This window comes from Limimaricola cinnabarinus (assembly GCF_002723615.1).
Taxonomy (GTDB): Bacteria; Pseudomonadota; Alphaproteobacteria; order Rhodobacterales; family Rhodobacteraceae; genus Limimaricola; species Limimaricola cinnabarinus_B.
Window position 1 is genome coordinate 117,919 of the sequence record NZ_KZ304958.1, and the last position, 24,883, is coordinate 142,801.

Sequence of the window (24,883 nt, forward strand, 5' to 3'; positions counted from 1 at the left end):
GTTCGGGGCCGGGCGCTCGGCCGCCCTCAGTCGCGGGCACAAGGCGCGCGGCTCACGCGCCCTCCAGCGCGTTGAACTTGCGCATCCAGGGCGCATCGCGCAGCGTCTCCAGCCCTTCGGCCAGCTGCGCGGCCAGCGCCTCGGCGGCGGGGGTGAGCTTGCGGCGGCGCGGGACGAGCAGCCCCAGCTCCAGCCCGCCGAGCCGCGTGCCTTCGAGCGGCACCGCGACGATGCTGCCCTCGGCCAGTTCGCGCACCATGCCGAGCGGCGTGTAGAAGGCGACGCCGTCGCCATCGAGGATCAGCGGCTTGAGCATCATCAGGTTGTTGGAGGCGGCGAGCACGCGGCCCGTCCGCTTGAGCACCGACAGCTCCATCTCGATCAGCGAGCGGATCGGCGCGGTGTCGAGCTGCAACAGGAGATTGTATCGCGCGCAATCGCTCAACGTGACGGAGCGCCGCTCGGCCAGCGGATGGCCCGCCGCGACCATCGCCATCAGCGGCATCGGGATCGGCGAGATGAATTCGGTGTCTTCGGGCCGGGCGAGGCTGAAGGTGATCCCGAGATCGGCCTCGCCCTCCGCGACCATGGTGGTGACGGTGCCATGCGCCCCGGTGCGCACGCGAAAATCGACCTTGGGGTGGGTCTTGTGAAAGAGCCCCACCTGTTCGGGCAGGAAGCTCACCAAGAGGCTGTCGAGCGAGGCGATAGAGACGGTGCCGGTCTTTTCGCCCCTGAGCGCGCCAAGTTCGCCCTTCAACACCTCGAAATCATTGAGAGTCTGGTCGGCATGGGTCAGCAGCGTCTTGCCGGCCTGGGTCAGCCGCAGCCCGCCGGGCAGCCGCTCGAACAGCGGCGTGCCGAGCTCGTCCTCGACCTTCTGGATCTGCCGACTGATCGCCGAGGCGGCGACATGCAGCTGCTCGGACGCCGCGCGGATCGAGCCCGCGCGGGCCACCACCGTGAAATAGCGCAGGAAGGCAGCATGCATGTCGTCACTCCGGTCTCAGGCCCCCTGCCAGACGGGGGCGCGTTTTTCGAGAAAGGCGCGAACGCCTTCGTCAGCATCCGCGCTTTTCAGGGCCTTCACAACCGCAGGCAGCTTCATCGCCTGCGCCTCGCGCGGCGAAAGATGGCCGGTGCGGTTCACCACCTGCTTGATCGCCCGCAGCGACAGCGGCGCCGAGGCGGCGATGTCCTCGACCCAGCGCTCGGTGACGGCATCGAGTTCGCCCGCCCCCGCCACCTCGTTGACGAGACCGAAGCGCTCCATCGTGGCCGCGTCGATCCGCCGCCCGCCGAGCATCACCCCCATGGCGAGGTTGTGCGGGATCTTGCGCTGCAGCATCACCATGCCGCCATCGAGCGGCATCCGCCCCACCCGCGCCTCGGGCAGGCCGAACTTCGCGGTCTCGGAGGCCAGGACGATATCGGCCCCCAGCACCATCTCGAAGCCGCCGCCGAGCGCGTAGCCATTGACCCGCGCGATCAGCGGCACGTCGAGCGAGCGGCGGAAGGTGATGCCGCCAAAGCCGTTGGGGCGCGGCGCGGCCCAGTACTCCAGCCCCGAAAGCGACGAGTCCTTCATGTCGGCCCCGACCGAAAACGCCTTTTCCCCCGCCCCGGTGAGGACCGCGACGGAGATGTCGTCGCGCTCCTCGATGTCGCACCAGATCCGCTCGAGCGCGGCCTCGGTCTTCTGGTCGATGGCGTTCATCACCTCGGGCCGGTCGATGGTGACGCGGGCGACGCGGTCGCGGACCTCGTAATGAACGCTCATGCCACCTGCGCCTTCTTCGGCGCGAGCGATGCGAGGATCTCGCCATTGTGCTCGCCAAGCTGCGGCGGACCCTGCCGGACCGAGAGCGGCGCCGCCGACATGTCGATCGGGCTGCCGACGAGGCGGATCTTGCCCGCCGGCGTCTCGCCCGCTTCGATCACCATGTTGTTCACGTGGGTCTGCTCGTCATCCAACGCCTCGGCCAGCGTGCGCACCGGCGCGCAGAGGATGTCGACCTCTTCGAGCCGCTTCAGCCAATGCTCGCGGCTGTTCTCGGCGAAGCCCGCCTTGAAGATCGCCTGAAGCTCGGAGCGATGCGCGGCCTGCGCGTCGAAATCCTTGAAGCGCTCCTCCTTCGACAGGTCCTCGATCCCCAGCGCGTTGCAGATGTCGCGCAGCGGGTTCTCCTTGAAGGCGCCGACCATGACGAAGGGCTCGGTCGTGGTCTCGAACACGCCGGTGAGCGGGAAGGCCCCCCAGTTCAGGTCGCGGCCCCGCATCATATGCGCCGCCGCCTCCTGCATCTGCATCGCCAGCATCGACGAATAGAGGCTCACCGCCACCTGCTGGCCTTCGCCGGTCTTCTGGCGCTGCAACAGCGCCAGAAGCACGCCTTGGACGAGATGCATGCCGGCGGTGTAGTCGCACAACGCGGTCGAGAAGATGGCGCGGGGCAGTTCGGGGTCGGCGCGGCGCTCCATCACGCCGCTCATCGCCTGGGCGAGGATGTCCTGCCCGCCCTTGTGCTTGTTGGGGCCTTCGAGCCCGAAGCCGGTGCCCACGGCGAAGATGATGCCGGGGTTGCGGGCCTTGAGCTCTTCGTAGCCCATGCCCATCCGCTCCATCACGCCGGGGCGGAAATTGTTGACCACGACGTCGGCGCCGTCGATCAGCTCCAGCACCTGGGCGCGGGCCTCCTCGGATTTGAGGTTGAGCGCGAGGCTCTTCTTGTTGCGATTGAGCGAGCAGAAGATCGGGTTGTTGAGCCCGTCCGGGTCGGCGCCCAGAGACCAGCGCGACAGGTCGCCGATCTTCTCCTTTTCGACCTTGATCACCTCGGCGCCGTAATCGGCGAGCACCTGGGTGCAGGAGGGTCCGAGCATCACCTGGGTGAAATCGATCACCTTGATGCCTTCGAGGGGGAGAGCTTGGGTCATTATTCTGCGGCCTCCATGACGAGGGCGTTGGACGAGGGCACGTCGCCGGGATCGGCACCCTGCGCGCGCATCTGTTTCTGGATCGCGGAGACATCCGCCTCGCGCACCGTGACGCCGGCATTGAGCGCGACGGTCGCGGCGACGCCCACGGCTTCGCCTTGCGCCATGCAGGGCGGGATCTCGCGGCTCTTCTTCTGGGCCTGCGGGGTGCAGGAATAGTGACGGCCCGCGACCAGCAGGTTGTCGACATCCTTGGGCACCAGCGCGCCGTAAGGCGTGTAGTAGTCGCGGCCCCGGCAGACGGTGTCGGCGAAGTGGCGGCGCTTCATCACGTCGTCCTTGGTGACGACGTATTCGCCTTCGAGGAGCCGCGTGGTGCGCACCCCGGTCTGCGGCGCGAAATCGACGACATGCGCCTTTTCGAAGCCCGGCAGGTTCTCGCGGGCGAAGGTCATCAGCCGCTCCATCCGCTTGCGGCCCTCGAACTCGGCGCCGGTCAGCCCCTCGACCGAGAGGCCGCTATATTGCGGCATGTGCGGGCAGTTGAGCCAGATCACGCCCGGCAGCGGCGTCTTGAGCCACCAGTAGTTCCAGCAGCCGCCGATGATCCGCTTGGCCTCGTGGTCGAGCCGCTGGAACTCCTCGGGGTTGGCATACTGCCAGGCCTCGGCGCGGTCGGTGTCGACATTGCCCCAGCGCGAGACGGTGGTGACGATGAAGCTCGCCTCCTGGAACTTGGCACCCGCCGAGGCCGCGACGTCGAGATCGCCCGACGCGTCGATGATCACGTCGCCCATGATCGCCTGGCGGCCTTGCTTGGTCTCGCAGATCACGCCCTTGGCGACGCCGTCCTCGACGATGGTCTCCGAGAACCAGCTATGCAGGCGCAGCTTGACCTTGGCGTCCTCCATCAGGTCGTAGGAGACCTTCTTGTAGCCGTCGGGGTCGAAGGCGGCGGCAAAGCAGACCGGGTGCGGCATCGACTGGGTGTGAAAGTCGAACATCCCCCAGCGCGAGTATTTCTTCCAGTTCTCCTGCGTCTCGCGGCGGCCGGGCATCCGGTCCTCCTCGGGGGGCGTGTGGCACAGGCCGATGGAGCGCATCCGCTCGATCATCTCCATGCAGATGCCCTTCACCGTGATCTCGGTGTCGTTGTGCATGTCGTCCAAGAGCAGCACCATGCCGCCCGCGGCAAGGCCGCCCAGATAGGGGTAGCGCTCCAGGAGCGTGACCGAGGCACCGTTGCGGGCGGCGGAGACGGCGGCGGAGATCCCGGCGGGGCCACCCCCGACCACGACGACGTCGGAGCGGTCGACCACGGGCACGTCGCGCAGACTCTCCCTGACGGTTTTGTTCAGCATCTTGATTCTCCTAAATATTCTGTTGCGCGGCGGTCAGTGGACGTCCGAGGTCTTCCAGCGGATGAGCTTGGCTTCGGCAAAGCTCACCAGGGCGAACATCACGACCGCGAGAAGGGCTGCGGTGAAGACGGTGGCGTAGAGCAGCGGCGAGCGGAAATTGAAGGTCGCCTCGATGATCAGCGCGCCAAGGCCGAAATTGGAGCCGATCCATTCCGCCACGATCGCGCCGATGACGCAGGTGGTGGAGGCGATCTTCAGCGCCGCGAAGAGAAAGGGCAGCGAGCTTTGCAGGCGGACCTTCCAGAAGATCTCCCAGTTCGAGGCCGAGAGCACGCGCATCAGGTCGAGCGTGGCGGGCGAGACCGCCTTGAGGCCGCGCACCATGTTGACCAGCGTCGGGAAGAAGCAGATCAGACCGGCGATGATGATCTTGGGCGCGAAGCCATTGCCGAAGATCAGAACGAGGACCGGCGCCAGCGCGATGATCGGGATGGTGTTGATGAACACCGCGATCGGGAAGAAGGCGCGCTCGGCGGTGGTGTTGTGGACGAACCAGACCGCCAGAGCGATCGCCACCAGATTGCCCGCGACAAAGCCGAGCGCGGCCTCGAAGAAGGTGGGCCAGAAGTTGAGCCAGAGCGTGCCGGCATTTTCCTGAAAGGCGTTCAGAACCGCGACCGGGCTCGGCGCCATGTATTCGGGCACCTCGAAGAACCACACCACGCCCTGCCACAGGAGCAGCAGCCCCGCCACGGCGGCGAGCGCCGGGCCGCGCGCGACGACCGCGTCGAGCATCCGGTTCACGCGCGGCGCGGGCACCGGCATCGGGATTTGGCTTGCCTCGGCCATCTCAGCATTCCTCCAGCAATTTGCGCAGATGCGCGGTGATCTGGACGAATTCCAGCGTGTCGCGATCCGCCAGCCGCCGCTCGGGCGGCAGCTCGACCTTCATGAATTCCTTCACCCGGCCCGGATGGGCGGCGAGCATCAGCACGTATTCCCCCAGAAAGGCGGCTTCGGGGATCGAATGGGTGACGAAGAGGATCGTCGTCCCCGTCTCGCGCCAGATCCTGAGCACCTCCTCGTTGAGCTTGTCGCGGGTGATCTCGTCGAGCGCGCCGAAGGGCTCGTCCATCAGCAGGATCTTGGGCTTGGTGACCAGCGCGCGGGCGATGGCGACGCGCTGGCGCATGCCGCCCGAAAGCTCGTGCGGCATCGCGTCTTCGCGGCCCTTGAGACCGACGAGCGCCAGCAGGTCGCGCGGATCGGCATGGGCATCGCCGCCGCCGCCCACCTCGAGCGGCAGGCCCACATTTTCCAGCGCGGTGCGCCAGGGCAGCAGCGTCGCGTCCTGGAACACGTAGGAGAAGTTGCGGTCGCGGCGGGCGTCGCGCGGGGTCTGGCCCTGCACATCGATCACGCCGCGCGCCGCCGGAACCAGATCGGCGATGGCGCGCATCAACGTGGACTTGCCGCAGCCCGAAGGGCCGAGGATGGTCACGAAGGCGCCCTGCGGGATATCGACCGAGACGTCCTTGAGCGCGACGACCGTGCCCTCGCCGAAGGTGACGTCGACATTCTCGACCCGGATCGCGCCCGGATCGGGGCTGGCAGCGGGGTTCCCCGCTGCCGTGTGAAGCTCTGCCGCGGCCATCACGAAACCTCGCGGCGCGCGTCGGCGGTCATCTCGAGGATCTCGAGCGTCATCACCTCGTCGACGCTCGGCGCATCGCCGTCGAACTGGCCCAGATCGGCATAGGCGGCGAGCTGCGCCTCCCATTTCTCGCGGTTCATCGTGCCCCAGCCGCTTTCGGCGGTGGCGTCGGTGAAGACGAAATCGAGCACCTGGTCGACCGCGCGCAGCTCGGCCTCGCGGCTCATGTTCGGATAGGCCGCGATCAGCAGGTCGACCGCCTCTTCGCGGTTCTCGCGCACGTAATGCCAGCCGCGCGCCGTGGCGCGGGTGAAGCCGGCCAGCGCCTCGGCGTCGTTCTCGATGGTCTTGTCGGTGGCGTAGTAGACGGTGGCGTAAAGCTGGATGCCCGCATCCCAGAGCATCAGGTCGACCCGGTCCTCGCCCAGCACGTCGACCGCGGCGGTGTTGGTGAGCCAGCCGGTGACGGCGGCCGCCTGGCCGGTCATCAGCTGGTTCATGTCAGAGCCCATGTTGACGATCTCGACATCATCCTCGGAGATGCCGTTGGCCGCGAGCAGTGCCTTGAGGAGAATATGCGCGGTGGGCTGTGTGGCGATGGTCTGGCCGACCATGTCCTTGGGCTCGCGGATCGGATTGTCGGGCAGGGAAAAATAGGTGAAGGGGTGCTTCTGGTAGCCCGCGGCAAAGGCCTTGACCGGGATGCCCGCGGCCCGCGCCAGCATGACCGAGGGGCTCGACGAGATCTGGCCCACCTCGGCGCGGCCCGCAGCGACCGAGCCCACGCCATCGACATTCGGGCCGCCCGGCGTGATGTCGAGCTCGAGCCCCTCTTCCTCGTAGAACCCCTTGGCCTGCGCCACGACCTCGCCCAGAAGCCCGTTCGAGGCGAGCCATCCAAGCTGCATCTCGACCGTCTTCAGCCCGGCGGCCGAGGCCGGCCCGACCCCGATGACGGCCGGCAGCCCGGCGGCTGCGGCCATGCCCCCGGCATATTGCAGAAACCGGCGCTTGGTGACTCTCGTATTCGGCATTGTGACCTCTCCCTGTTTCGATTGCCGCCATCCCTCCCGATGCCGGCCATCCGGGGAATGATGCGAGGGCATTCCATTCCAATAAAGAACAAAATTTGCTCTGCACCGATCTAATTTCGGCAATGCGCCGATGGGTTCTGCCGCCGGTTGCACCGCCCTCCAGCCGCCTGCACCATGGGCCGAAACACAGGCGCGAGGAGTGAGCCATGCCCGAAAGCGAACCGCCCCGGCTCGACGCCGCCGCCCTGGCCGAGCTGACCGCCTGGCGGCACGAGCTGCACAGGCATCCGGAGCTGTCGGGACAGGAGGCCGCGACGGCGGCGCGCGTCGCGGAGCGGCTGGAGAGGACGCGCCCCGACATGCTGCTGACCGGCCTCGGCGGCCACGGGGTCGCCGCGGTCTATGAGGGCGCGGCCCCCGGCCCCACCCTTCTGCTGCGCTGCGAGCTCGACGCGCTGCCGATCGAGGAGACGGGCCTGCCGGACTGGCGTTCGACCGTGCCGGGCCGGGGGCATCTGTGCGGTCATGACGGGCATATGGCGATCCTTGCGGGCATGGCCGAGCTGCTCGGGCGGCATCGCCCCCGCCAGGGGCGCGCGGTGCTTCTGTTCCAGCCTTCCGAGGAGGACGGCCGGGGCGCGGCCGCCGTGATCGCCGACCCGGCCTTCGCCCGGATCGCGCCGGACTGGGCCTTTGCGCTGCACAACATGCCGGGGCTGCCGCTGGGCCATGCGGCACTGCGGCCCGGCCCCGCGGCCTGCGCCTCGCGGGGGCTGCGGATCGCGCTCACCGGGCGGACCGCCCATGCCTCGCAGCCCGAGACGGGGCGCTCGCCCATGGAAGCGATCAGCGCGCTGATGCCTGCGCTGACCGCGCTTGGCGCGGGCCGCATCGAAGACGCGGAATTCGCCCTCGTCACGATCACCCATGCCCGGATGGGCGCGCCCGCCTTCGGCATCGCCCCGGGCGAAGCCGAGCTCTTCGTCACGCTGCGCAGCCTGACCGATGCCCGCATGACCGGGCTGGTGCGCGAGGCCGAGGCCTTGGCGCGGCAGGCGGCGGAGCGCCACGGGCTCGGGCTTGCGATCACGCATCACGACGTGTTTCGCCATTGCGAGAACGACGCGGAGGCCGTGGCCCGGCTTGCCGCCGCGCTGGAGGCCGAGGCCGTGCCGCATGGCCCCCGAGGCCAGCCGATGCGCGCCTCCGAGGATTTCGGCCGTTTCGCGGACGGGGCGAAAACGGCGCTCATGCTGCTGGGTGCGGGGCGGGACCGGCCCGATCTGCACAACCCCGATTACGATTTTCCCGACGCGCTGATCGAGACCGGGTTGCGCTGCTTCGCGCGGCTGACCGGGGATATGCTGGGCTATGCCTGAGCGCCCGCACCGCATCCCGCACTGCGCCGCGCGTCACTCCAACCGGTAGGGCAGGTCCCGCCGGTGATCGGCGTCGATCTTCAACCGGCCTTCGAGCGGCGGCACCGCGCGCTGGTGGCACTGCACCCTTTCGCAGATGCGGCAGGAAATGCCGATGGGTTCGAAGGCTTCGGCGGATTCGAGGTCCATGTGATCGGCATAGACCAGCTCGCGCGCATGGCGGATCTCGCAGCCCAGCCCGATCGCGAAGCGCCGCACCGGCGCGCCCCAGGCGCCGCCGCCGCCGCTGATGTCGCGCGCCAGCGACAGGTAGCGCACCCCGTCCGGCGTCTCGGCCAGCTGGCGCAGCCAGCGCGTCGGCGTCTCGAAGGCCTGATGCACGTTCCACAGCGGGCAGGCACTGCCATAGCGCGCGAATTGCAGCTGGGTCGCCGAATGGCGCTTGGTGACCGTGCCCGCCTGATCGACCCGCACGAACCAGAAGGGCACGCCGCGCGCGCCGGGGCGTTGCAGGGTGGAAAGCCGGTGCGCCACCTGTTCGAGACTGGCGCCGAAGCGCTCGGCCAGGCGTTCGAGATCGTGCCGCATGTCCTGCGCGGCGTCGAGGAAGGGGCCGTAGGGCATCAGCGCCGCGCCCGCGAAATAGTTGGCCAGACCGATCCGCGCGATGTCGCGGGCGGGGCCGGGTTCGAAGCGCCCCAGATCGAGCGTGGCCTCGATCAGCTGGCTGTGCTCGATCAGAGCGAGCTGCACCAGAAGCTGGAACCGCCGCGTGGCGCGCGGCGCGCGCAAAGACAGGGTCAGGCATTTGCTTTCGGCGTCGAAGCGGCGCAGCGGCCCGTCGGCCTGTTCGCGCAGCGTGATGCCGCGCGCCTCGATCGCCCGCGCCGCGGCCCCCGGCGCGTCCAGACCCTCGGCCCCGGCGCGGCGGGCAAAGCCCTCGGCGGCGCGGTCGATGGCGTCGATGTAGTTGTCGCAGTAATGGAAGAAATCGCGCACCTCCTCCCAGGGCGAGGCGGCGCTGCCGGCGCGGCCCAAGGCCTCGTCGAAGGAGGCGAGCCGGTCCTGCGCGCGGCGATAGGCGGCGTGCAGGTCGAGAAGCGCGCGCGCGACCGAGGGCGCGTTGGCCGCCACCATGCGCAGATCGGCCACGCCGGGCTGGCTGCCGCTGAGCACCGGGTCGGCCAGCGCCTCGCGCATGTCGGAGGCCAGCCGGATCTCCTCGCCCGAGGTCAGCTCGGTCACGTCGAAGCCAAATTCGCGCGCCAGCGCCAGCACCACGCCCGCCGAGACGGGGCGGTTGTTGTTCTCCATCTGGTTCAGATAGGGCAGCGAGACGCCAAGCCGTTCGGCGAAGAGCTTCTGCGTCAGCCCCAGCCGCCCGCGCAGCTCGCGCAGCTGCGTGCCCGCGTAATGCTTCTGAACCGCCATCCTGCCCCACTTTGCTGATTTGCAAAATCGCTGCTCTGCATAATGCCGAATTTGCAAATTCGCGCAATCGCCCTGTGAAGATCCCCCGTTTTTTCATTAGGCTGCCGCGTGAAGGAGGACGCCGATGCAAGAGATTTTGCGCGAGCTCGAAGAGCGCCGCGCCTCGGCCCGACAGGGCGGTGGCGAAAAGCGCATTGCGGCGCAGCACGCCAAGGGCAAGCTGACCGCGCGCGAGCGGATCGAGCTGCTGCTCGACGAGGGCAGCTTCGAGGAATACGACATGTTCGTCGCCCATCGCTGCACCGATTTCGGGATGCAGGAGAACCGCCCCGCGGGCGATGGCGTCGTCACCGGCTGGGGCACCGTCAATGGCCGGATGATCTATGTCTTCAGCCAGGATTTCACCGTCTTCGGCGGCTCGCTGTCGGAAACCCATGCCCAGAAGATCTGCAAGATCATGGATATGGCGATGCGCAACGGCGCGCCGGTGGTGGGCATCAACGATTCGGGCGGCGCCCGCATCCAGGAGGGCGTGGCGTCCTTGGGCGGCTATGCCGAGGTGTTCCAGCGCAACGTGCTGGCCTCGGGCGTGGTGCCGCAGATCTCGCTCATCATGGGGCCCTGCGCGGGCGGCGCGGTCTACTCGCCCGCCATGACCGACTTCATCTACATGGTGAAGGATAGCTCCTACATGTTCGTCACCGGCCCCGACGTGGTGAAGACGGTGACCGGCGAGGTCGTCACCGCCGAGGAGCTGGGCGGCGCGCTGACCCATGCGCGCAAGTCGAGCGTCGCCGACGCGGCCTTCGAGAACGATGTCGAGGCGCTTCTGGAGGCACGGCGGCTGATCGATTTCCTGCCGCTCAACAACCGCGAGAAGGCGCCGAAACGCCCCTTCTTCGACGACCCCGCGCGCGAGGAGCCGAGCCTCGACAGGCTGATCCCCGCCAACCCCAACCAGCCCTATGACATGCACGAGCTGGTCACCAAGATCGCCGACGAGGGCGATTTCCTGGAAATGCAGGCCGAGTTCGCCAAGAACATCCTCACCGGCTTCATCCGGCTCGAAGGCCAGACCGTCGGCGTCGTCGCCAACCAGCCCCTGGTGCTGGCGGGCTGTCTCGACATCGACAGCTCGCGCAAGGCCGCGCGCTTCGTGCGCTTTTGCGACGCCTTCGAAATCCCGATCCTGACGCTGGTCGACGTGCCGGGCTTCCTGCCCGGGACGGGGCAGGAATATGGCGGCGTCATCAAGCACGGGGCGAAGCTCTTGTTCGCTTACGGCGAGGCCACCGTGCCCAAGGTCACGGTGATCACCCGCAAGGCCTATGGCGGCGCCTATGACGTCATGGCCTCCAAGCACCTGCGCGGCGACGTGAACTATGCCTGGCCCACGGCGCAGATCGCGGTGATGGGCGCCAAGGGCGCGACCGAGATCCTCTATCGTTCCGAGCTGGGCGATGCCGAGAAGATCGCGCAGCGCACCAAGGACTACGAGGACCGCTTCGCCAACCCCTTCGTCGCGGCCGAGCGCGGCTTCGTCGACGAGGTGATCATGCCGCGCGCCACCCGCCGCCGCGCCGCCCGCGCCTTTGCCGCCCTGCGGAACAAGAGCCTCGAGAACCCGTGGAGGAAGCATGACAACATCCCGCTCTGAAGGCCGCCCCTTCCGCAGCCTGCTCGTCGCCAATCGCGGCGAGATCGCCTGCCGGGTGATCCGCTCGGCCCGCGCGATGGGGATCGAGACCATCGCGATCCACTCCGAGGCCGACCGCGACGCGGTGCATGTCGCCATGGCCGACCGCGCGGTCGAGATCGGGCCCGCCCCCGCCGCGCAGTCCTATATCGACATGGAGCGCGTGCTGCGCGCGATCGAGGAGACCGGCGCCGAGGCGGTGCATCCGGGCTACGGCTTTCTCTCCGAGAACCCGAAATTCGCCCGCGCGCTGGCCGAGCGGGGCGTGGTCTTCGTCGGTCCCCCGGCAGGCGCGATCGACAAGATGGGCGACAAGATCGCCTCCAAGAAGATCGCCGCCGAGGCGGGCGTCTCGACCGTGCCGGGCCATATGGGCCTGATCGAGGATGCCGATGAGGCGGTGAAGATCGCGCGTGAGATCGGCTACCCGGTGATGATCAAGGCCAGCGCTGGCGGCGGCGGCAAGGGCATGCGCATCGCGCATGACGACGCCGCCGCGCGCGAGGGCTTCGAAGCCTCCAAGCGCGAGGCGGCAAGCTCCTTCGGCGACGACCGCATCTTCATCGAAAAGTTCGTCGTCGGGCCGCGACACATCGAGATCCAGGTGCTGGCCGACAAGCATGGCAATTGCGTCTATCTGGGCGAGCGCGAATGCTCGATCCAGCGCCGCAACCAGAAGGTCGTCGAAGAAGCCCCCTCGCCCTTTCTCGACGCCGAGACCCGCGCCGCCATGGGCGCGCAGGCCTGCGCGCTCGCCCGCGCCGTGGGCTATGAGAGCGCGGGCACGGTGGAGTTCATCGTCGACGCCGACCGCAACTTCTACTTTCTGGAGATGAACACGCGGCTGCAGGTCGAGCATCCGGTGACCGAGCTGATCACCGGCATCGACCTCGTCGAGCAGATGATCCGCGTCGCCGCGGGCGATCCGCTGCCCTTCGCGCAGGACGACATCCAACTGAGCGGCTGGGCGATCGAAAGCCGGCTCTATGCCGAGGACCCCTATCGCGGCTTCCTGCCCTCGATCGGGCGTCTGACCCGCTACCGCCCGCCGCAGGAATTCGCGTCCCAAGCGGAGGTGGTGCGCAACGATACCGGCGTCGCCGAGGGCGGCGAGATCTCGATGCATTACGACCCGATGATCGCCAAGCTCTGCACATGGGCGCCCGACCGAGAAGCGGCCATCGACGCGATGGAGCGCGCGCTCGACGGGTTCGAGCTCGAAGGCATCGGCCACAACCTGCCCTTCCTGTCGGCGGTGATGGCGCATCCGAAGTTCCGCTCGGGCGAAATCCATACCGGCTTCATCGCCGAGGAGTGGCCCGAGGGCTTCGACGGGGTCGATCTGCCGGGCGAAACGCTGCGCCGCATCGCCGCCGCCTGCGCGACGCTGCAGCGGATCGAGGAAATCCGCCGCGCCCGCATCTCGGGCCGGATCGACCATCACGAGCGCCGTGTCGGCGAAGCCTTCGTGGTGCAGCTCGCGGGCGAAAGCCATGCCGTGACGCTGAAGGCCGAAGAAGACGCCACCGACGTGCGCTTCGAGGACGGCGCCGTGCTGCGGGTCGAGGGCGACTGGACGCCGGGCGCGCGGCTGGCGCGGCTCGTGATCGACGGCGCCGAGACGGTGCTCAAGGTCGAGCCGCGCATCGCGGGGTTCCGGCTGCGCCATCGCGGCGCCGATCTCGACGTGAAGGTCTGGACCGCGCGGCAGGCGGAGCTTGCGGCGCTGATGCCTGAGAAGCAGGCCGCCGACACGTCGAAGCTGCTCTTGTGCCCGATGCCGGGCGTGGTGGTGCATGTCGATGTCGAGGAGGGGCAGGAGGTCGAGGAGGGCCAGCCGCTCTGCACCGTCGAGGCGATGAAGATGGAGAACGTGCTGCGGGCCGAGCGCAAGCTCAAGGTGGCCAGGCTGCACGCGGCACCGGGCGACAGCCTGTCGGTCGACCAGACCATCATGGAGTTCGAATGAGCCTGGGAGGGCCATGACATGACCGAGACCGGCGACCGCCGCGCCGCATGGGCCGCGCGCGCGCAAAAGGAGCTCAAGGGGCGCGACCCCGAGGGGCTGAAGCGCGACACGCTGGAGGGGATCGAGCTGAAGCCGGTCTATGATGCGGGCGATCTCGAAGGGCTGGGCTTTCTCGACGCCCTGCCCGGCGAGGCGCCCTATGCGCGCGGCGTCCGCTCGACCATGTATGCGGGCCGCCCCTGGACGATCCGGCAATATGCGGGTTTCTCCACCGCCGAAGAGTCCAACGCCTTCTACCGCCGCGCGCTGGAAGGCGGGCAGCAGGGCGTCTCGGTCGCCTTCGACCTCGCCACCCATCGCGGCTATGACAGCGACCATCCCCGCGTCGAGGGCGATGTCGGCAAGGCGGGCGTGGCGATCGACAGCGTCGAGGACATGAAGATCCTGTTCGACGGCATCCCCTTGGGCGAGGTGTCGGTCTCGATGACGATGAACGGCGCGGTGATCCCGATCCTCGCCAGCTTCATCGTCGCGGGCGAGGAGCAGGGCGTGCCGGTCGAAAAGCTTTCGGGCACGATCCAGAACGACATCCTCAAGGAGTTCATGGTCCGCAACACTTATGTCTACCCGCCCGAGCCCTCGATGCGGATCGTGGCGGACATCATCGAATACACCGCCGACCACATGCCGAAGTTCAACTCGGTCTCGATCTCGGGCTACCACATGCAGGAGGCGGGGGCCGATCTGGTGCAGGAGCTGGCCTTCACGCTCGCCGACGGGCGCGAATATGTCCGCGCCGCCATCGCGCGCGGCATGGATGTGGACCGCTTCGCCGGACGGCTCAGCTTCTTCTTCGCCATCGGCATGAACTTCTTCATGGAGGCCGCGAAGCTGCGCGCGGCGCGCCTTTTGTGGCACCGGATCATGGAGGAGTTCGAACCCAAGGACCCCAAATCCCTGATGCTGCGCACCCATTGCCAGACCTCGGGCGTCTCGCTTCAGGCGCAGGACCCTTACAACAACGTGGTGCGCACCGCCTACGAGGCGCTCTCGGCCGTGCTGGGCGGCACGCAGTCGCTGCACACCAACGCGCTCGACGAGGCGATTGCGCTGCCGACCGACTTCTCGGCCCGGATCGCCCGCAACACCCAGTTGATCCTGCAGGAGGAGACCGGCATCACCGATGTCGTCGACCCGCTGGCCGGCTCCTACTACGTCGAGAGCCTGACCAGCGAGCTGGCCGAGAAGGCCTGGGCGCTGATCGAGGAGGTCGAGGGCTTGGGCGGCATGACCAAGGCGGTGGCGAGCGGCATGCCCAAGCTTCGGATCGAGGAGACGGCGGCGAAGCGGCAGGCGCTGATCGACCGGGGCGAACAGGTGATCGTCGGGGTCAACAAGTACCGCAAGGAACGCGAGGACCCGATCGACATCCTCGACATCGACAACGTCAAGGTGCGCGAGGGTCAGGTGGCGCGACTGGAGAAGATCCGGGCGACACGCGATCAGGCAGCCTGCGACGCGGCGCTTGCCGCATTGGAAGCGGCGGCGCGCGAGGATGGCAACCTGCTTGAAGCGGCGGTCGCCGCCGCCCGCGCCCGCGCCACGGTGGGAGAGATCAGCATGGCGATGGAAAAGGTCTTCGGGCGGCACCGGGCCGAGGTCAAGACGCTCGCGGGCGTTTACGGCAAGGCCTATGAGGGCGATGCGGGCTTCGAGAAGATCCGTTCGGAAATCGACGCCTTTGCCGAGGCCGAGGGCCGCCGTCCGCGCATGCTGGTGGTCAAGATGGGGCAGGACGGGCATGACCGCGGCGCCAAGGTGATCGCCACCGCCTTTGCCGATCTGGGCTTCGACGTCGACATGGGGCCGCTGTTCCAGACGCCCGAGGAGGCGGCGCAGGACGCGCTCGACAATGACGTGCATGTCGTCGGCATCTCCAGCCAGGCGGCGGGGCATCGCACGCTCGCGCCCAAGCTGGTGGCCGCGCTGCGCGATCAGGGCGCGGGCGAGATCCTCGTGGTCTGCGGCGGCGTGATCCCCGATCAGGACCATGCCATGCTGAAGGAGGCCGGGGTGGCCGCGATCTTCGGACCGGGGACGAACATCCCCGAGGCGGCGTCGAAGATCCTGTCGATGGTGCGCAAGGGCGCAAGCGGGGCGTCGGGCGCATAGACGCCCGAAGCCGATCCCGTAGACCGCGAGATCGGCGGTCTTGGCGGCGGGCATGCATGGGCGAAGCCCCTGCCGATCCCGCCCGCCATGAAGCCGAATGCCTTGGGCCCACCGACTGACCGGCACCCGACGAGGGGGCGCGCCCGCCAGCGCCGCGCTGCTGTTTTGGCCGCCCCCTCCCCGCTCGCGCGATGGTGCATTGCAAGAGATCCGGTTGTGAGAAATTCAACATTCAAATCTTTCAGACAATGAACTAAGCGGGGCGGCAGGCTTCAGGACGAAGGCGGGCCGATGACCGACAAGGACGAGATCGATGGCGGTGGCGGCGACATGCTGCTTGGCGTGGTGCTGCTGTACTGGACCCTGCACGAGCGGCTCGAATGTCTCGAACCGGAGCTGTCGAAGCAGGAGCGCGTGTTCCTCGTCCGGCTGTCGGTGCCGCGCCGCATGGGCGATCTGGCGCGGCTGATGCAGGCGCTGCCCTCGACCGTCACCGCGCTGGCCGACGGGCTGGAGGCGCGCGGGCTGATTTCGCGCCGCCGCGATCCCGAGGACCGCCGCGCCTGGCTTCTGGAGCTGACCGAGGCGGGCCACGCGCGGCGCGACGGAATGCTGGCCCATGTCGAGCGCGCGATGCGCGAGACGACCGGGCTGCCCGCGGCCGATTTCGACCGCTTCGCCGAGCTGCTCACCCGTATCAGAGATCACATCCGGGCCGATGGCCTGCCCAAGGAATTGCCGTTTTGACCCGTTTCATCGCCCTTCTGCTCATCCTGCTGCCCCTGTCGCTCACCGCGCAGGAGGCCCCGCCCCGCCCGGTCAAGCTGATGGTGCTCGGCTCCGCCGACACCGCGCTCACCCGCGAATTCTATGGCCAGGTCGCGGCGCGGCAGACGGTCGACATCGCCTTTCAGGTCGGCGGGCAGCTGGTCGAATTTCCCGTGATCGAGGGCCAGACCCTGCCCGAGGGCGCTCTCGTCGCCCGGCTCGACCCCGAGCCGTTCGAGCTGGCGCTGGAACAGGCGAAGCTGCGGCAGGCACAGGCGCGCCGCGATCTCGACCGGCTGACGCAGCTCAGCCGCTCCACCGTCAGCGAGGCGGCGCAGGAAGACGCGCGCACCAATGCCGAGCTGGCCGAGGTGGCGCTGCGCGATGCCGAGCGCGCGCTCTCCAAGGCGACGCTCAGCGCGCCCTTCGAGGCGCTGGTGGCCGAGCGGCTGGTCGCCAATTTCACCACCGTCGGGGTCGGCACGCCGATCGTGCGGCTGCACGACATGTCCGAGCTTCGGGTTGAGGTCGAGGTGCCCGAGATCCTGTTCCAGCGCGCCGGCCGCGAGACCGATGTCGAGATCAGCGCGAGGCTGCCCGGCCGTCCCGGCAGCTATCCGCTGGAAATCCGCGAATACACCTCCGACGCCACCGCCGTCGGCCAGAGCTTCGGCCTGACCCTCGCCTTCGACGCCGACACCGCGCCCGACGTGCTGCCCGGCTCCTCGGTCACGGTCACCGCGACGCTGGCCGAAGGCGCGCGGGGCCTGCCCGTGCCGACCGCGGCGCTGGTGCCCGGACCGGATGGCAGCGTCTCGGTCATGCGCTTTGCGCCCGAAGACGGAGAGGAGGGGCTGGGCCGCCTTGAGCGGACCGCGGTCGAGGTCGAGGTGGCCGATGACGGCGGCTTCGTGATCACGGGCGGGCTCGCGCCGGGGGCCGAGATCGTCGCCGCCGGGGCGGCCACGCTCGAAGACGGCCAGACGGTGCGCCGCTTTGCCGGCTTTCCGCAGTAAGGGGCAGGACAGATGACCATCGCGCGCGCCTCCATCGAAAAGCCGATCCTCACATGGCTTTTGATCCTCGGCTGCCTGCTCGGCGGGCTGTGGGGCTTTGCCACGCTGGGCCGGCTCGAAGACCCGGCCTTCACCATCAAGCAGGCGGTGATCTCCACCAGCTACCCCGGCGCCTCGGCCGAGCAGGTCGCGCGGGAGGTGTCCGAGCCACTCGAATCCGCGATCCAGCAGATGGGCGAGATCGACCGGATCACCTCGGTGAACCGGCCCAATCACTCGCTGATCGAGGTCGAGGTGAAATCGACCTATGGCGGCGAGGCCCTGCCCGACATCTGGACCAAGCTGCGCGCGCGGGTGAACGACGCGGCCCGCAGCCTGCCCTCGGGCGTCGCCGCGCCGGTGGTCAATGACAGCTTCGGCGACGTGTTCGGCCTCTACTACGCCGTCACCGCGCCGGGCTATTCGGATGCCGAGATCCACCGCCTCGCCAACTGGCTGCGGCGCGAGCTGCTGGCGGTCGAGGGGGTGGCGGATGTCGATCTCGCCGGCCTGCCGCAGGAGGCGATCTTCGTCGAGCCGGAGCTGGCGCTTTCGGTGGCGCAGAACCTGCCCGCGCAGGCGGTGGTCGGCGCGCTGGCGACGGCGGATTCGGTCGTGCCCGCGGGTTCGGTCGAAACCAATGGCCAAAGGGTGCTGATCGAGGCGCCCGAAGGCTCCGACAGCGTCTCCGAGATTTCCGGCCTTTCGGTCGGGGTCGGCGGCGAGGTGCTCAACCTCTACGACGTGGCGCAGGTGCATCGCGGCCGGGTCGAGCAGCCCTCGCTGATCCTGCGCCATGACGGGACCGAGGCCTTCACCTTCGGCGTGGCGGGGCTCTCCACCGAGAACATCGTCGCCGTCGGCCACCGCGTCGACGACCGCCTCGCCGAGCTCTTCGCCGAGATCCCGGCAGGGGTCGAGCTCGAACCGATCTACCAGCAGCACCTCGTGGTCGAGGAGGCGTCGAACGCCTTTCTGGTGAATCTCGCCATGTCGGTCGCCATCGTGGTCGGCGTGCTGGCGCTGTTCATGGGCTGGCGCGCGGCTGTCGTGGTGGGCGCGACCTTGCTGCTCACCGTGGTCGGCACGCTGTTCTTCATGGCGGTCTTCGCGATCGAGATGGAGCGGATCTCGCTCGGCGCGCTGATCATCGCCATGGGCATGCTGGTCGACAATGCGATCGTCGTGGCCGAGGGGATGCAGATCGCCATGCAAGGCGGAAAATCCTCGCGCGAGGCGGCGGCCGAGACGGCCGGCAAGACGCAGATCCCGCTTCTGGGCGCCACGGTGATCGGTATCATGGCCTTTGCGGGCATCGGGTTGTCGCCCGACGCCACGGGCGAATTCATGTTCTCGCTCTTTGCCGTCATCGGCATCTCGCTTCTGCTGAGCTGGGTGCTGGCGATCACGGTGACGCCGCTCTTGGGCCATTACCTCTTCAAGCGCGGTACGGCGGGCGGCGCGGGGGCCTATGACGGCGCGCTGTTTCGCGGCTATGCGGCGGTGCTGCGCGGCGCGATCAAGGGCCGCTGGCTGGTGATCCCGGCGCTGGTGGCGATCACCGTGGTCTGCTTTGCGGGCTTCGGCCAGATCCGGCAGCAGTTCTTCCCCAACTCCAACACGCCGCTGTTCTTCGTGCATTACAAGCTGCCGCAGGGCAGCACGATCCACCAGACCTCGGAGGATCTCGCATTGGTCGAGGACTGGCTCTCGGAGCGCGAGGAGGTGGTCTCCTACACCAGCTATGCCGGTCAGGGTGCGACGCGCTTCATGCTGACCTATGCCGCCGAAAAGGCCAATCCGAGCTATGGGCACATGATCATCCGCACCAAAGGCATCGAGGAGATCCCGGCGCTGCAGGAGGATCTCGAAGCCTTCGGCCGCGCGGCGCTGCCCGCGGGCGAGTTCCGCACGCGGCGGCTGGTCTTCGGGCCGGGCGGCGGCGATCCGATCGAGGCGCGGATCTCGGGCCCCGACCCTCGGGTGCTGCGCGAGATCGGTAAGGAGATCATCGCCGCCCTCGAAGGGGCCTCGCCCGATATCCTCGACCCGCGCACCGACTGGCGCGAGCCCGAGCTGGTGCTGCGCCCCGACTACGCCACCGACCGCGCGCAAAGCGCGGGCATCAGCCGCGACGACGTGGCCAATGCGCTGCGCTTTGCCACCGACGGCGTCGCGGGCGGCGTCTACCGCGAGGGCGACCGGCTCATCCCGATCACCGTGCGCCTGCCACGCGACGCCACCTCCGACCTGCGCGACCAGCCGGTCTGGTCCGAGACCGGCCAGCATTTCCTGCCCATCGAACAGGTGATCGACGGGTTGGGCTACGAGGTGCAGAACACGCTGGTGCATCGCCGCGACCGGGTGCCCACCCTCACCGTCGGCGCCGACATCCCGCCCGAGCGCACCGCGGCCGAGGTCTTCACCCAAGTGCGCGCCGCGGTCGAGGCGATCGAGGTGCCGCCGGGCTATGCGCTCGACTGGGGCGGCGAATTCGAATCCTCCAGCGACGCGCAGGAAAGCCTCGGCCGGCAGCTGCCGCTCAGCCTTCTGGTGATGGTGCTGATCTCGGTGCTGCTGTTCAACGCGATCAGGCAGCCGGTCATCATCTGGCTTCTGGTGCCGATGTCGGTCAACGGCGTGGTGATCGGGCTGCTCGGGACCGGCCTGCCCTTCACCTTCACCGCGCTTCTGGGCCTCTTGTCGCTGTCGGGGATGCTGATCAAGAACGGCATCGTTCTGGTCGAGGAGATCGACCTGGTGCGCGCCGAAGGGGTCGAGCTGCGCGAGGCGATCGTCACCGCCTGCGTGTCGCGTCTGCGGCCGGTGGTGCTGGCGGCGGCGACGACGATCCTCGGGATGCTGCCGCTCCTGTCGGATGCCTTCTTCGTGTCGATGGCGGTGACGATCATGGGCGGTCTGGCCTTTGCCAGCGTGCTGACGCTGATCGCGGCGCCGGTGTTCTACTACGTCTTCTTCGCCCGCTCGGAAAAGCGGGCGAGACGGCAGGCGCAGCCCCTGCCCGCCTGAGGCGGGCAGGGCCGGGGCGGGGCGGGCCAAGGCGGGCCGGGGGTCTAGATCCGGTCCGCCGCGTGCGCGGCCTCGGCTTCGGCCGCGCGGGCCTGCAGCACCTCGCGCCCGACGCGGCCTATGCCGTCCTCGATATCCGCCTCGATCGCCTGCGCCAGCGCGGCGGCATCGCGGCGGCGCAGCGCGGCCAGGATCTCCTTGTGGCGGTCGATCAGGTAGAACTGGTCGAAGGCGTGGATCATCTGCCGCTGGAACGGCCCCAGCTGCAGCCAGACGCTCTCGATCACCGGCATGACCGTCTGGTGCGGGTTCGCCATGTAGAGCATGCGGTGAAAGCCGTGGTTCAAGATGGTGAGCGCGTCGAACTCGCGGCTCTGCACGTAATCGTCCATCTGGTCGTCGATCTCGCGCATCCGGTCGATCAGAACCTCCGAAACGAACGGCAGGGCGCGCCGCGCGGCGTGGCATTCGAGCGTCATGCGCAGGCTCAGGATCTCCTCGAGCCGCGGCGCGGTCATCACCGGGATCGAGATCCGGCGGTTGCCTAAGAGCTCGATCGCCCGCTCCGAGCTCAGCCGGCGCAACGCCTCGCGCACCGGGGTGGGCGACAGTTCGAGATACTCCGCCAGCCCGCGGATCGTCAGGGTGCTTTCGGGCTGCACCGCCCCCACCATGATCGCGTTGCGCAGCCGCGCATGGACGTATTCCTGCGTGGTCATGGTCGGGTGGCGGGGGATCTCCGGCAAATCGAACATCGGCGTCTCGGTCGGTCCTGTGGCATCATACGGCGTGATTGACACATGAAGGGAATGATGTCTTTCTCGAAAATGATATCACATAATGCAGAATAGTATACCGCAGGATCCCCATGAGTCTGACCCCTTCCCTTCAGGCCGATACGCCACAGGAGATGGAGCTGGAGAACATCTTCGGCTGCGTCTGCGATCTGAACGGCGTGCTGCGCGGCAAGCGGATGCCGGCGGACCAGCTCGACAAGGTGATGGCCGGATCGGTGCGGATGCCGCTGTCGATCGTCGGGCTCGACATCTGGGGCGAGGACATCGAGGGCGGCGCCATGGTGTTCGAGACCGGCGATGCCGACGGCATCTGCATGCCGACCGGGCGCGGCGCCATGCCGATGAGCTGGACCCGCAAGCCCACGGCGCTGATCCCGCTGTGGATGACCGAAGAGGGCGGCGCGCCCTTCCTTGGCGATCCGCGCCGGGCGCTGGCCAATGTGGTCGACCGCTTCAAGGCGCATGGGCTGACCCCGGTGGTGGCGACCGAGCTGGAATTCTACCTCTTCGATCCGACCGACGACCTGCCCGCCCCGCCCTGCTCGCCGATCACCGGCAAGCGGCTGATGTCGGACGGGGCGCTGTGCCTCGACGAGCTGGAGCATTTCGACGCCTTTCTCAACGACGTCTACGCCGCCTGCCTGAGCCAAGGCATCCCGGCCGACAGCGCCATTTCCGAAAACGGCGCGGGGCAGTTCGAGATCAACATGCGCCATCTCGCCGACCCGATGCGCGCCGCCGACGACGCGCTCTTGTTCAAGCGGGTGGTGCGCGGCATCGCGCGCCAGCACGGCTTCGGCGCGACCTTCATGGCCAAGCCCTACGGCGACCGCGCCGGCTCGGGCTTTCACGTCCACATGTCGCTGGCCGATGCCGAGGGGCGCAATCTCTTCGACAATGGCGGCGATGACGGCACGCCGATGATGCTCAATGCCGTGGCGGGGCTTCTGGAGACGATCCAGCAGAACGCGCTGACCTTCGCGCCGCATGAGAACAGCTTCCGCCGCCTGCTGCCGGGCGCGCATGCGCCCTCCAACGTCGCCTGGGGCTATGAGAACCGCACCGCGGCGATCCGCATTCCGGGCGGCGAGAGCCGCGCCCGGCGGATCGAGCACCGCGTCGCCGGGGCCGATGCCAACCCCTATCTCGTTCTGGCCTCGGTGCTGGGCGGCGCGCTTCTGGGGATCGAGCGCGAGCTGACGCCGCCGCCCGCGATCACCGGCGATGCCTACAGCCTCGACCTGCCGCATCTGCCGCTCGACTGGGCGACCGCGATCCGCACCTTCCAGAACGGCGCGCTGGTGCCCGAGATCTATTCGCGGCGGCTGCAGCGCATGTTCGTCGAGTGCAAGAAACAGGAACAGGCCCGCTTCAACCGCCACGTCACCGAACTGGAATTCCACAGCTATCTGGAGATCGTCTGATGGCCGCATCCTATGCCGGCGACGGCCGCCACACCGGCTCCTACTACGCCGCCTCCGCCAACCCCGCGCCCGAGCGCCCGCCACTTGCGGGCGACCATGACACCGAGATCTGCGTCGTCGGCGCGGGCTATAGCGGGCTGTCGACCGCGCTGCACCTCGCCGAAAAGGGCCACCGCGTCACCATCCTCGAGGGCGCGCGCGTCGGCTGGGGCGCGTCGGGGCGCAATGGCGGGCAGATCGTCAACGGGCTCAACGCCTCGCTCTCGACCATCGAGAAGCGCTATGGCCGCGACACCGCGAGTTTCGTGGCCAGCCTCGTGCAGGAGGGCGGCGAGATCATCCGCGAGCGGGTGGCGCGCTACGACATCAAGTGTGACCTGAAGCAGGGCAACATCTTCACCGCCATCACGCCCGCCCACATGCGCGAGCTGGAGGCGCGGCAGAAGCACTGGCGCTCCTTCGGCATCGACAACCAGGTGATGCTCGACAAGGCGGCCTTGCGCGATCACATCGGCTCGGAGTTCTACGCGGGCGGTCTTCTCGACACCACCGGTGGGCATATCCATCCCCTGAACCTCGCGCTTGGCGAGGCGGCGGCGGTGGAGAAGAACGGCGGCGTGATCCACGAGATGTCGCCCGTCATCTCGGTCGACAGCCACGCCGCGCGGCCCGTGGTCAGGACCGAGAAGGGCTCGGTCACCTGCGACCGGCTGGTGCTGTGCGGCAATGCCTATCTGGGCCATGTCGTGCCGGAACTCGCACCCCGCGTCATGCCGGTCTCGACGCAGGTCATGGCGACCGAGCCGCTCTCCGAGGATCTGGCCGCCGAGCTGCTGCCCCGCGATGAATGCGTCGAGGACGTGCGCTACATCCTCGACTACTACCGCCTTTCTGCCGACAAGCGGATGCTGTTCGGCGGCGGCACGGTCTATGGCGGCACCGACCCGAAGGACATCAAGTCCAAGCTCAAGCGCAACATGGACAAGGTCTTTCCGCAGCTGAAATCGGCGAAGATCGACTACGCCTGGTCGGGCAATTTCGCGTTGTCCTTCAGCCGGGTGCCGCAGATGGGGCGGATCGGCGCCAACACCTATTTCGCGCATGGCTATTCGGGCCATGGCGTCACCGGCTCGCACACTTTCGGCCGCATCCTCGCCGAAGCGATCCATGGCGACGCCGCGCGCTTCGACGTCTTCGCGGGCCTGCCATGGATACCGTTCCCCGGCGGGCGCGCGCTGCGCGTGCCCTATTCGGTAATGGGCAGCTGGTATTACGGCCTGCGCGACAGGCTGGGGATCTGACGACGGCTATCATCGAGGCTTCAGGGAGGAACGCCATGACGAAACTGATCTGGACCGCGGGGGCGCTCGCCTCCCTCGCCGCGCCGCTCGCCGCGCAAGAGGAGCTCAACGTCTACAACTGGTCGGACTACGTGGCCGAGGACACGATCTCGGGCTTCGAGGAAAAGACCGGCATCGAGGTCAATTACGACGTCTTCGACAGCAACGAGGTGCTCGAAGCCAAGATGCTGACCGGATCGACCGGCTACGACGTGGTCGTGCCCTCGATCGAGTTCATGGCGCGGCAGGCGCAGGCGGGGGTCTTTGCCGAGATCGACAAGGAGGCGCTGTCGAACTACGGCAATCTCGACCCCGAGATCCTAAAGGTCGTGGCGGTGAACGATCCGGGCAATACCTACGGCGTGCCCTACATGATGTTCACCACCGGCATCGGCTACGACGTCAACAAGGTCGCCGAGCGGATCGAGGCCGACAAGATCGGCTCGTGGGACATGGTGTTCGACCCCGAGACCGCCGCCAAGCTCGCCGATTGCGGCATCACCATGCTCGACAGCCCCTCGGAGATGGTGGCACCGGCGCTGAACTATCTCGGGCTCGACCCCAACAGCGAGGATGCGGGCGATCTGGAGCAGGCCAAGGAGCTCTTGCTCTCCATCCGCCCGCATGTGCGCTACTTCCATTCCTCGCAATACATCAACGATCTGGCCAATGGCGAGGTCTGCGTCAGCGTCGGCTATTCGGGCGATCTGCTGCAGGCGCGCGACCGCGCCTCCGAGGCCGATCAGGGCGTCGAGATCGCCTATGCCATCCCGCGCGAGGGCGCGCAGGTCGGCTTCGACATGCTGGCGATCCCGGCGGATGCGCCCAACCCCGAA

At 68.1% G+C, this 24,883-nt stretch carries 19 protein-coding genes; 10 read left to right on the forward strand and 9 right to left on the reverse strand.

Translation table 11 applies throughout. From position 1 onward, the window contains the following. Positions 1 to 52 precede the first annotated feature (52 nt). The 7 genes from CJ301_RS10095 to CJ301_RS10125 are packed head-to-tail and all read right to left on the reverse strand — an operon-like array spanning position 53 to position 6,986. Positions 53 to 991, reverse strand: coding sequence for a LysR family transcriptional regulator (locus CJ301_RS10095; RefSeq protein ID WP_099276930.1), 939 nt, complete (start codon positions 989 to 991; stop codon positions 53 to 55). 15 nt (positions 992 to 1,006) lie between these two features. Continuing rightward, entirely contained in the window at positions 1,007 to 1,780 is a 774-nt protein-coding gene (locus tag CJ301_RS10100) for an enoyl-CoA hydratase-related protein (protein ID WP_099276932.1), read from the reverse strand. Beyond that, on the reverse strand, positions 1,777 to 2,937 hold the full coding sequence (locus CJ301_RS10105; RefSeq protein ID WP_099276934.1) for a CaiB/BaiF CoA transferase family protein: 1,161 nt from the start codon (positions 2,935 to 2,937) through the stop codon (positions 1,777 to 1,779). The genes CJ301_RS10100 and CJ301_RS10105 overlap by 4 nt, the downstream gene beginning before the upstream one ends. Further along, the gene (locus CJ301_RS10110) at positions 2,937 to 4,298 is read right to left on the reverse strand and encodes an FAD-dependent oxidoreductase (protein WP_099276936.1); all 1,362 of its coding nucleotides are present in this window, start codon (positions 4,296 to 4,298) and stop codon (positions 2,937 to 2,939) included. Before CJ301_RS10110 ends, CJ301_RS10105 begins: the two co-directional genes overlap by 1 nt. Positions 4,299 to 4,331: 33 nt before the next feature. Further along, positions 4,332 to 5,147 carry an ABC transporter permease gene (locus CJ301_RS10115; protein WP_099276937.1) on the reverse strand — a complete coding sequence of 272 codons (816 nt, stop codon included), beginning with the start codon at positions 5,145 to 5,147 and terminating at the stop codon, positions 4,332 to 4,334. 1 nt (position 5,148) lies between these two features. After that, a complete protein-coding gene (locus CJ301_RS10120; RefSeq protein ID WP_099276939.1) occupies positions 5,149 to 5,952 on the reverse strand; it encodes an ABC transporter ATP-binding protein in 804 nt (267 codons plus the stop codon). Further along, a complete protein-coding gene (locus tag CJ301_RS10125; RefSeq protein WP_099276941.1) occupies positions 5,952 to 6,986 on the reverse strand; it encodes an ABC transporter substrate-binding protein in 1,035 nt (344 codons plus the stop codon). Before CJ301_RS10125 ends, CJ301_RS10120 begins: the two co-directional genes overlap by 1 nt. Before the next feature lie 206 nt (positions 6,987 to 7,192). Between CJ301_RS10125 and CJ301_RS10130 the strand changes: the two genes are divergently transcribed. Continuing rightward, a complete protein-coding gene (locus CJ301_RS10130) occupies positions 7,193 to 8,365 on the forward strand; it encodes an amidohydrolase (protein WP_099276943.1) in 1,173 nt (390 codons plus the stop codon). Positions 8,366 to 8,398: 33 nt separating this feature from the next. Here CJ301_RS10130 and CJ301_RS10135 read toward each other — a convergent pair whose 3' ends face one another. Then, on the reverse strand, positions 8,399 to 9,796 hold the full coding sequence (locus CJ301_RS10135) for a helix-turn-helix domain-containing protein (protein WP_099276945.1): 1,398 nt from the start codon (positions 9,794 to 9,796) through the stop codon (positions 8,399 to 8,401). Between the two features lie 124 nt (positions 9,797 to 9,920). Here CJ301_RS10135 and CJ301_RS10140 point away from each other — a divergent pair, with 124 nt between their 5' ends. The 6 genes from CJ301_RS10140 (at position 9,921) to CJ301_RS10165 (ending at position 20,486) form a co-directional block, all read left to right on the forward strand. Continuing rightward, entirely contained in the window at positions 9,921 to 11,453 is a 1,533-nt protein-coding gene (locus tag CJ301_RS10140; protein ID WP_099276947.1) for an acyl-CoA carboxylase subunit beta, read from the forward strand. Continuing rightward, entirely contained in the window at positions 11,434 to 13,461 is a 2,028-nt protein-coding gene (locus CJ301_RS10145; protein WP_099276949.1) for an acetyl-CoA carboxylase biotin carboxylase subunit, read from the forward strand. Before CJ301_RS10140 ends, CJ301_RS10145 begins: the two co-directional genes overlap by 20 nt. 18 nt (positions 13,462 to 13,479) lie before the next feature. Continuing rightward, positions 13,480 to 15,633 (forward strand): methylmalonyl-CoA mutase, encoded by a 2,154-nt coding sequence (scpA, locus tag CJ301_RS10150; RefSeq protein ID WP_099276951.1) that lies wholly within the window; start codon positions 13,480 to 13,482, stop codon positions 15,631 to 15,633. Positions 15,634 to 15,924: 291 nt separating this feature from the next. After that, positions 15,925 to 16,380: a MarR family winged helix-turn-helix transcriptional regulator gene (locus CJ301_RS10155; protein ID WP_099276953.1), complete on the forward strand. Its 456-nt coding sequence runs from the start codon at positions 15,925 to 15,927 to the stop codon at positions 16,378 to 16,380. Beyond that, positions 16,377 to 17,417, forward strand: coding sequence for an efflux RND transporter periplasmic adaptor subunit (locus CJ301_RS10160; RefSeq protein ID WP_254050123.1), 1,041 nt, complete (start codon positions 16,377 to 16,379; stop codon positions 17,415 to 17,417). Before CJ301_RS10155 ends, CJ301_RS10160 begins: the two co-directional genes overlap by 4 nt. A 12-nt stretch (positions 17,418 to 17,429) precedes the next feature. Then, on the forward strand, positions 17,430 to 20,486 hold the full coding sequence (locus CJ301_RS10165) for an efflux RND transporter permease subunit (protein ID WP_099276955.1): 3,057 nt from the start codon (positions 17,430 to 17,432) through the stop codon (positions 20,484 to 20,486). A gap of 44 nt (positions 20,487 to 20,530) precedes the next feature. Here the strand turns inward: CJ301_RS10165 and CJ301_RS10170 are convergent, their stop codons facing one another. After that, a complete protein-coding gene (locus CJ301_RS10170) occupies positions 20,531 to 21,241 on the reverse strand; it encodes a GntR family transcriptional regulator (RefSeq protein ID WP_099276957.1) in 711 nt (236 codons plus the stop codon). 113 nt (positions 21,242 to 21,354) lie between these two features. Between CJ301_RS10170 and CJ301_RS10175 the strand changes: the two genes are divergently transcribed. The 3 genes from CJ301_RS10175 to CJ301_RS10185 all read left to right on the forward strand — a co-directional run. After that, on the forward strand, positions 21,355 to 22,707 hold the full coding sequence (locus CJ301_RS10175; RefSeq protein ID WP_099276959.1) for a glutamine synthetase family protein: 1,353 nt from the start codon (positions 21,355 to 21,357) through the stop codon (positions 22,705 to 22,707). Beyond that, a complete protein-coding gene (locus CJ301_RS10180) occupies positions 22,707 to 24,008 on the forward strand; it encodes an NAD(P)/FAD-dependent oxidoreductase (protein WP_173812350.1) in 1,302 nt (433 codons plus the stop codon). The genes CJ301_RS10175 and CJ301_RS10180 overlap by 1 nt, the downstream gene beginning before the upstream one ends. A gap of 35 nt (positions 24,009 to 24,043) precedes the next feature. Beyond that, positions 24,044 to 24,883: extracellular solute-binding protein (locus CJ301_RS10185; RefSeq protein ID WP_099276961.1), on the forward strand; the 840-nt coding region annotated here is incomplete at its 3' end.

Bases quoted from the DNA above. Each gene is read 5' to 3' on its own strand.
- CJ301_RS10095 (WP_099276930.1), bottom strand. From the start codon at position 991: ATGCATGCTGCCTTCCTGCGCTATTTCACGGTGGTGGCCCGCGCGGGC.
- CJ301_RS10100 (WP_099276932.1), bottom strand. From the start codon at position 1,780: ATGAGCGTTCATTACGAGGTCCGCGACCGCGTCGCCCGCGTCACCATC.
- CJ301_RS10105 (WP_099276934.1), bottom strand. From the start codon at position 2,937: ATGACCCAAGCTCTCCCCCTCGAAGGCATCAAGGTGATCGATTTCACC.
- CJ301_RS10110 (WP_099276936.1), bottom strand. From the start codon at position 4,298: ATGCTGAACAAAACCGTCAGGGAGAGTCTGCGCGACGTGCCCGTGGTC.
- CJ301_RS10115 (WP_099276937.1), bottom strand. From the start codon at position 5,147: ATGGCCGAGGCAAGCCAAATCCCGATGCCGGTGCCCGCGCCGCGCGTG.
- CJ301_RS10120 (WP_099276939.1), bottom strand. From the start codon at position 5,952: ATGGCCGCGGCAGAGCTTCACACGGCAGCGGGGAACCCCGCTGCCAGC.
- CJ301_RS10125 (WP_099276941.1), bottom strand. From the start codon at position 6,986: ATGCCGAATACGAGAGTCACCAAGCGCCGGTTTCTGCAATATGCCGGG.
- CJ301_RS10130 (WP_099276943.1), top strand. From the start codon at position 7,193: ATGCCCGAAAGCGAACCGCCCCGGCTCGACGCCGCCGCCCTGGCCGAG.
- CJ301_RS10135 (WP_099276945.1), bottom strand. From the start codon at position 9,796: ATGGCGGTTCAGAAGCATTACGCGGGCACGCAGCTGCGCGAGCTGCGC.
- CJ301_RS10140 (WP_099276947.1), top strand. From the start codon at position 9,921: ATGCAAGAGATTTTGCGCGAGCTCGAAGAGCGCCGCGCCTCGGCCCGA.
- CJ301_RS10145 (WP_099276949.1), top strand. From the start codon at position 11,434: ATGACAACATCCCGCTCTGAAGGCCGCCCCTTCCGCAGCCTGCTCGTC.
- scpA (WP_099276951.1), top strand. From the start codon at position 13,480: ATGACCGAGACCGGCGACCGCCGCGCCGCATGGGCCGCGCGCGCGCAA.
- CJ301_RS10155 (WP_099276953.1), top strand. From the start codon at position 15,925: ATGACCGACAAGGACGAGATCGATGGCGGTGGCGGCGACATGCTGCTT.
- CJ301_RS10165 (WP_099276955.1), top strand. From the start codon at position 17,430: ATGACCATCGCGCGCGCCTCCATCGAAAAGCCGATCCTCACATGGCTT.
- CJ301_RS10170 (WP_099276957.1), bottom strand. From the start codon at position 21,241: ATGTTCGATTTGCCGGAGATCCCCCGCCACCCGACCATGACCACGCAG.
- CJ301_RS10175 (WP_099276959.1), top strand. From the start codon at position 21,355: ATGAGTCTGACCCCTTCCCTTCAGGCCGATACGCCACAGGAGATGGAG.
- CJ301_RS10180 (WP_173812350.1), top strand. From the start codon at position 22,707: ATGGCCGCATCCTATGCCGGCGACGGCCGCCACACCGGCTCCTACTAC.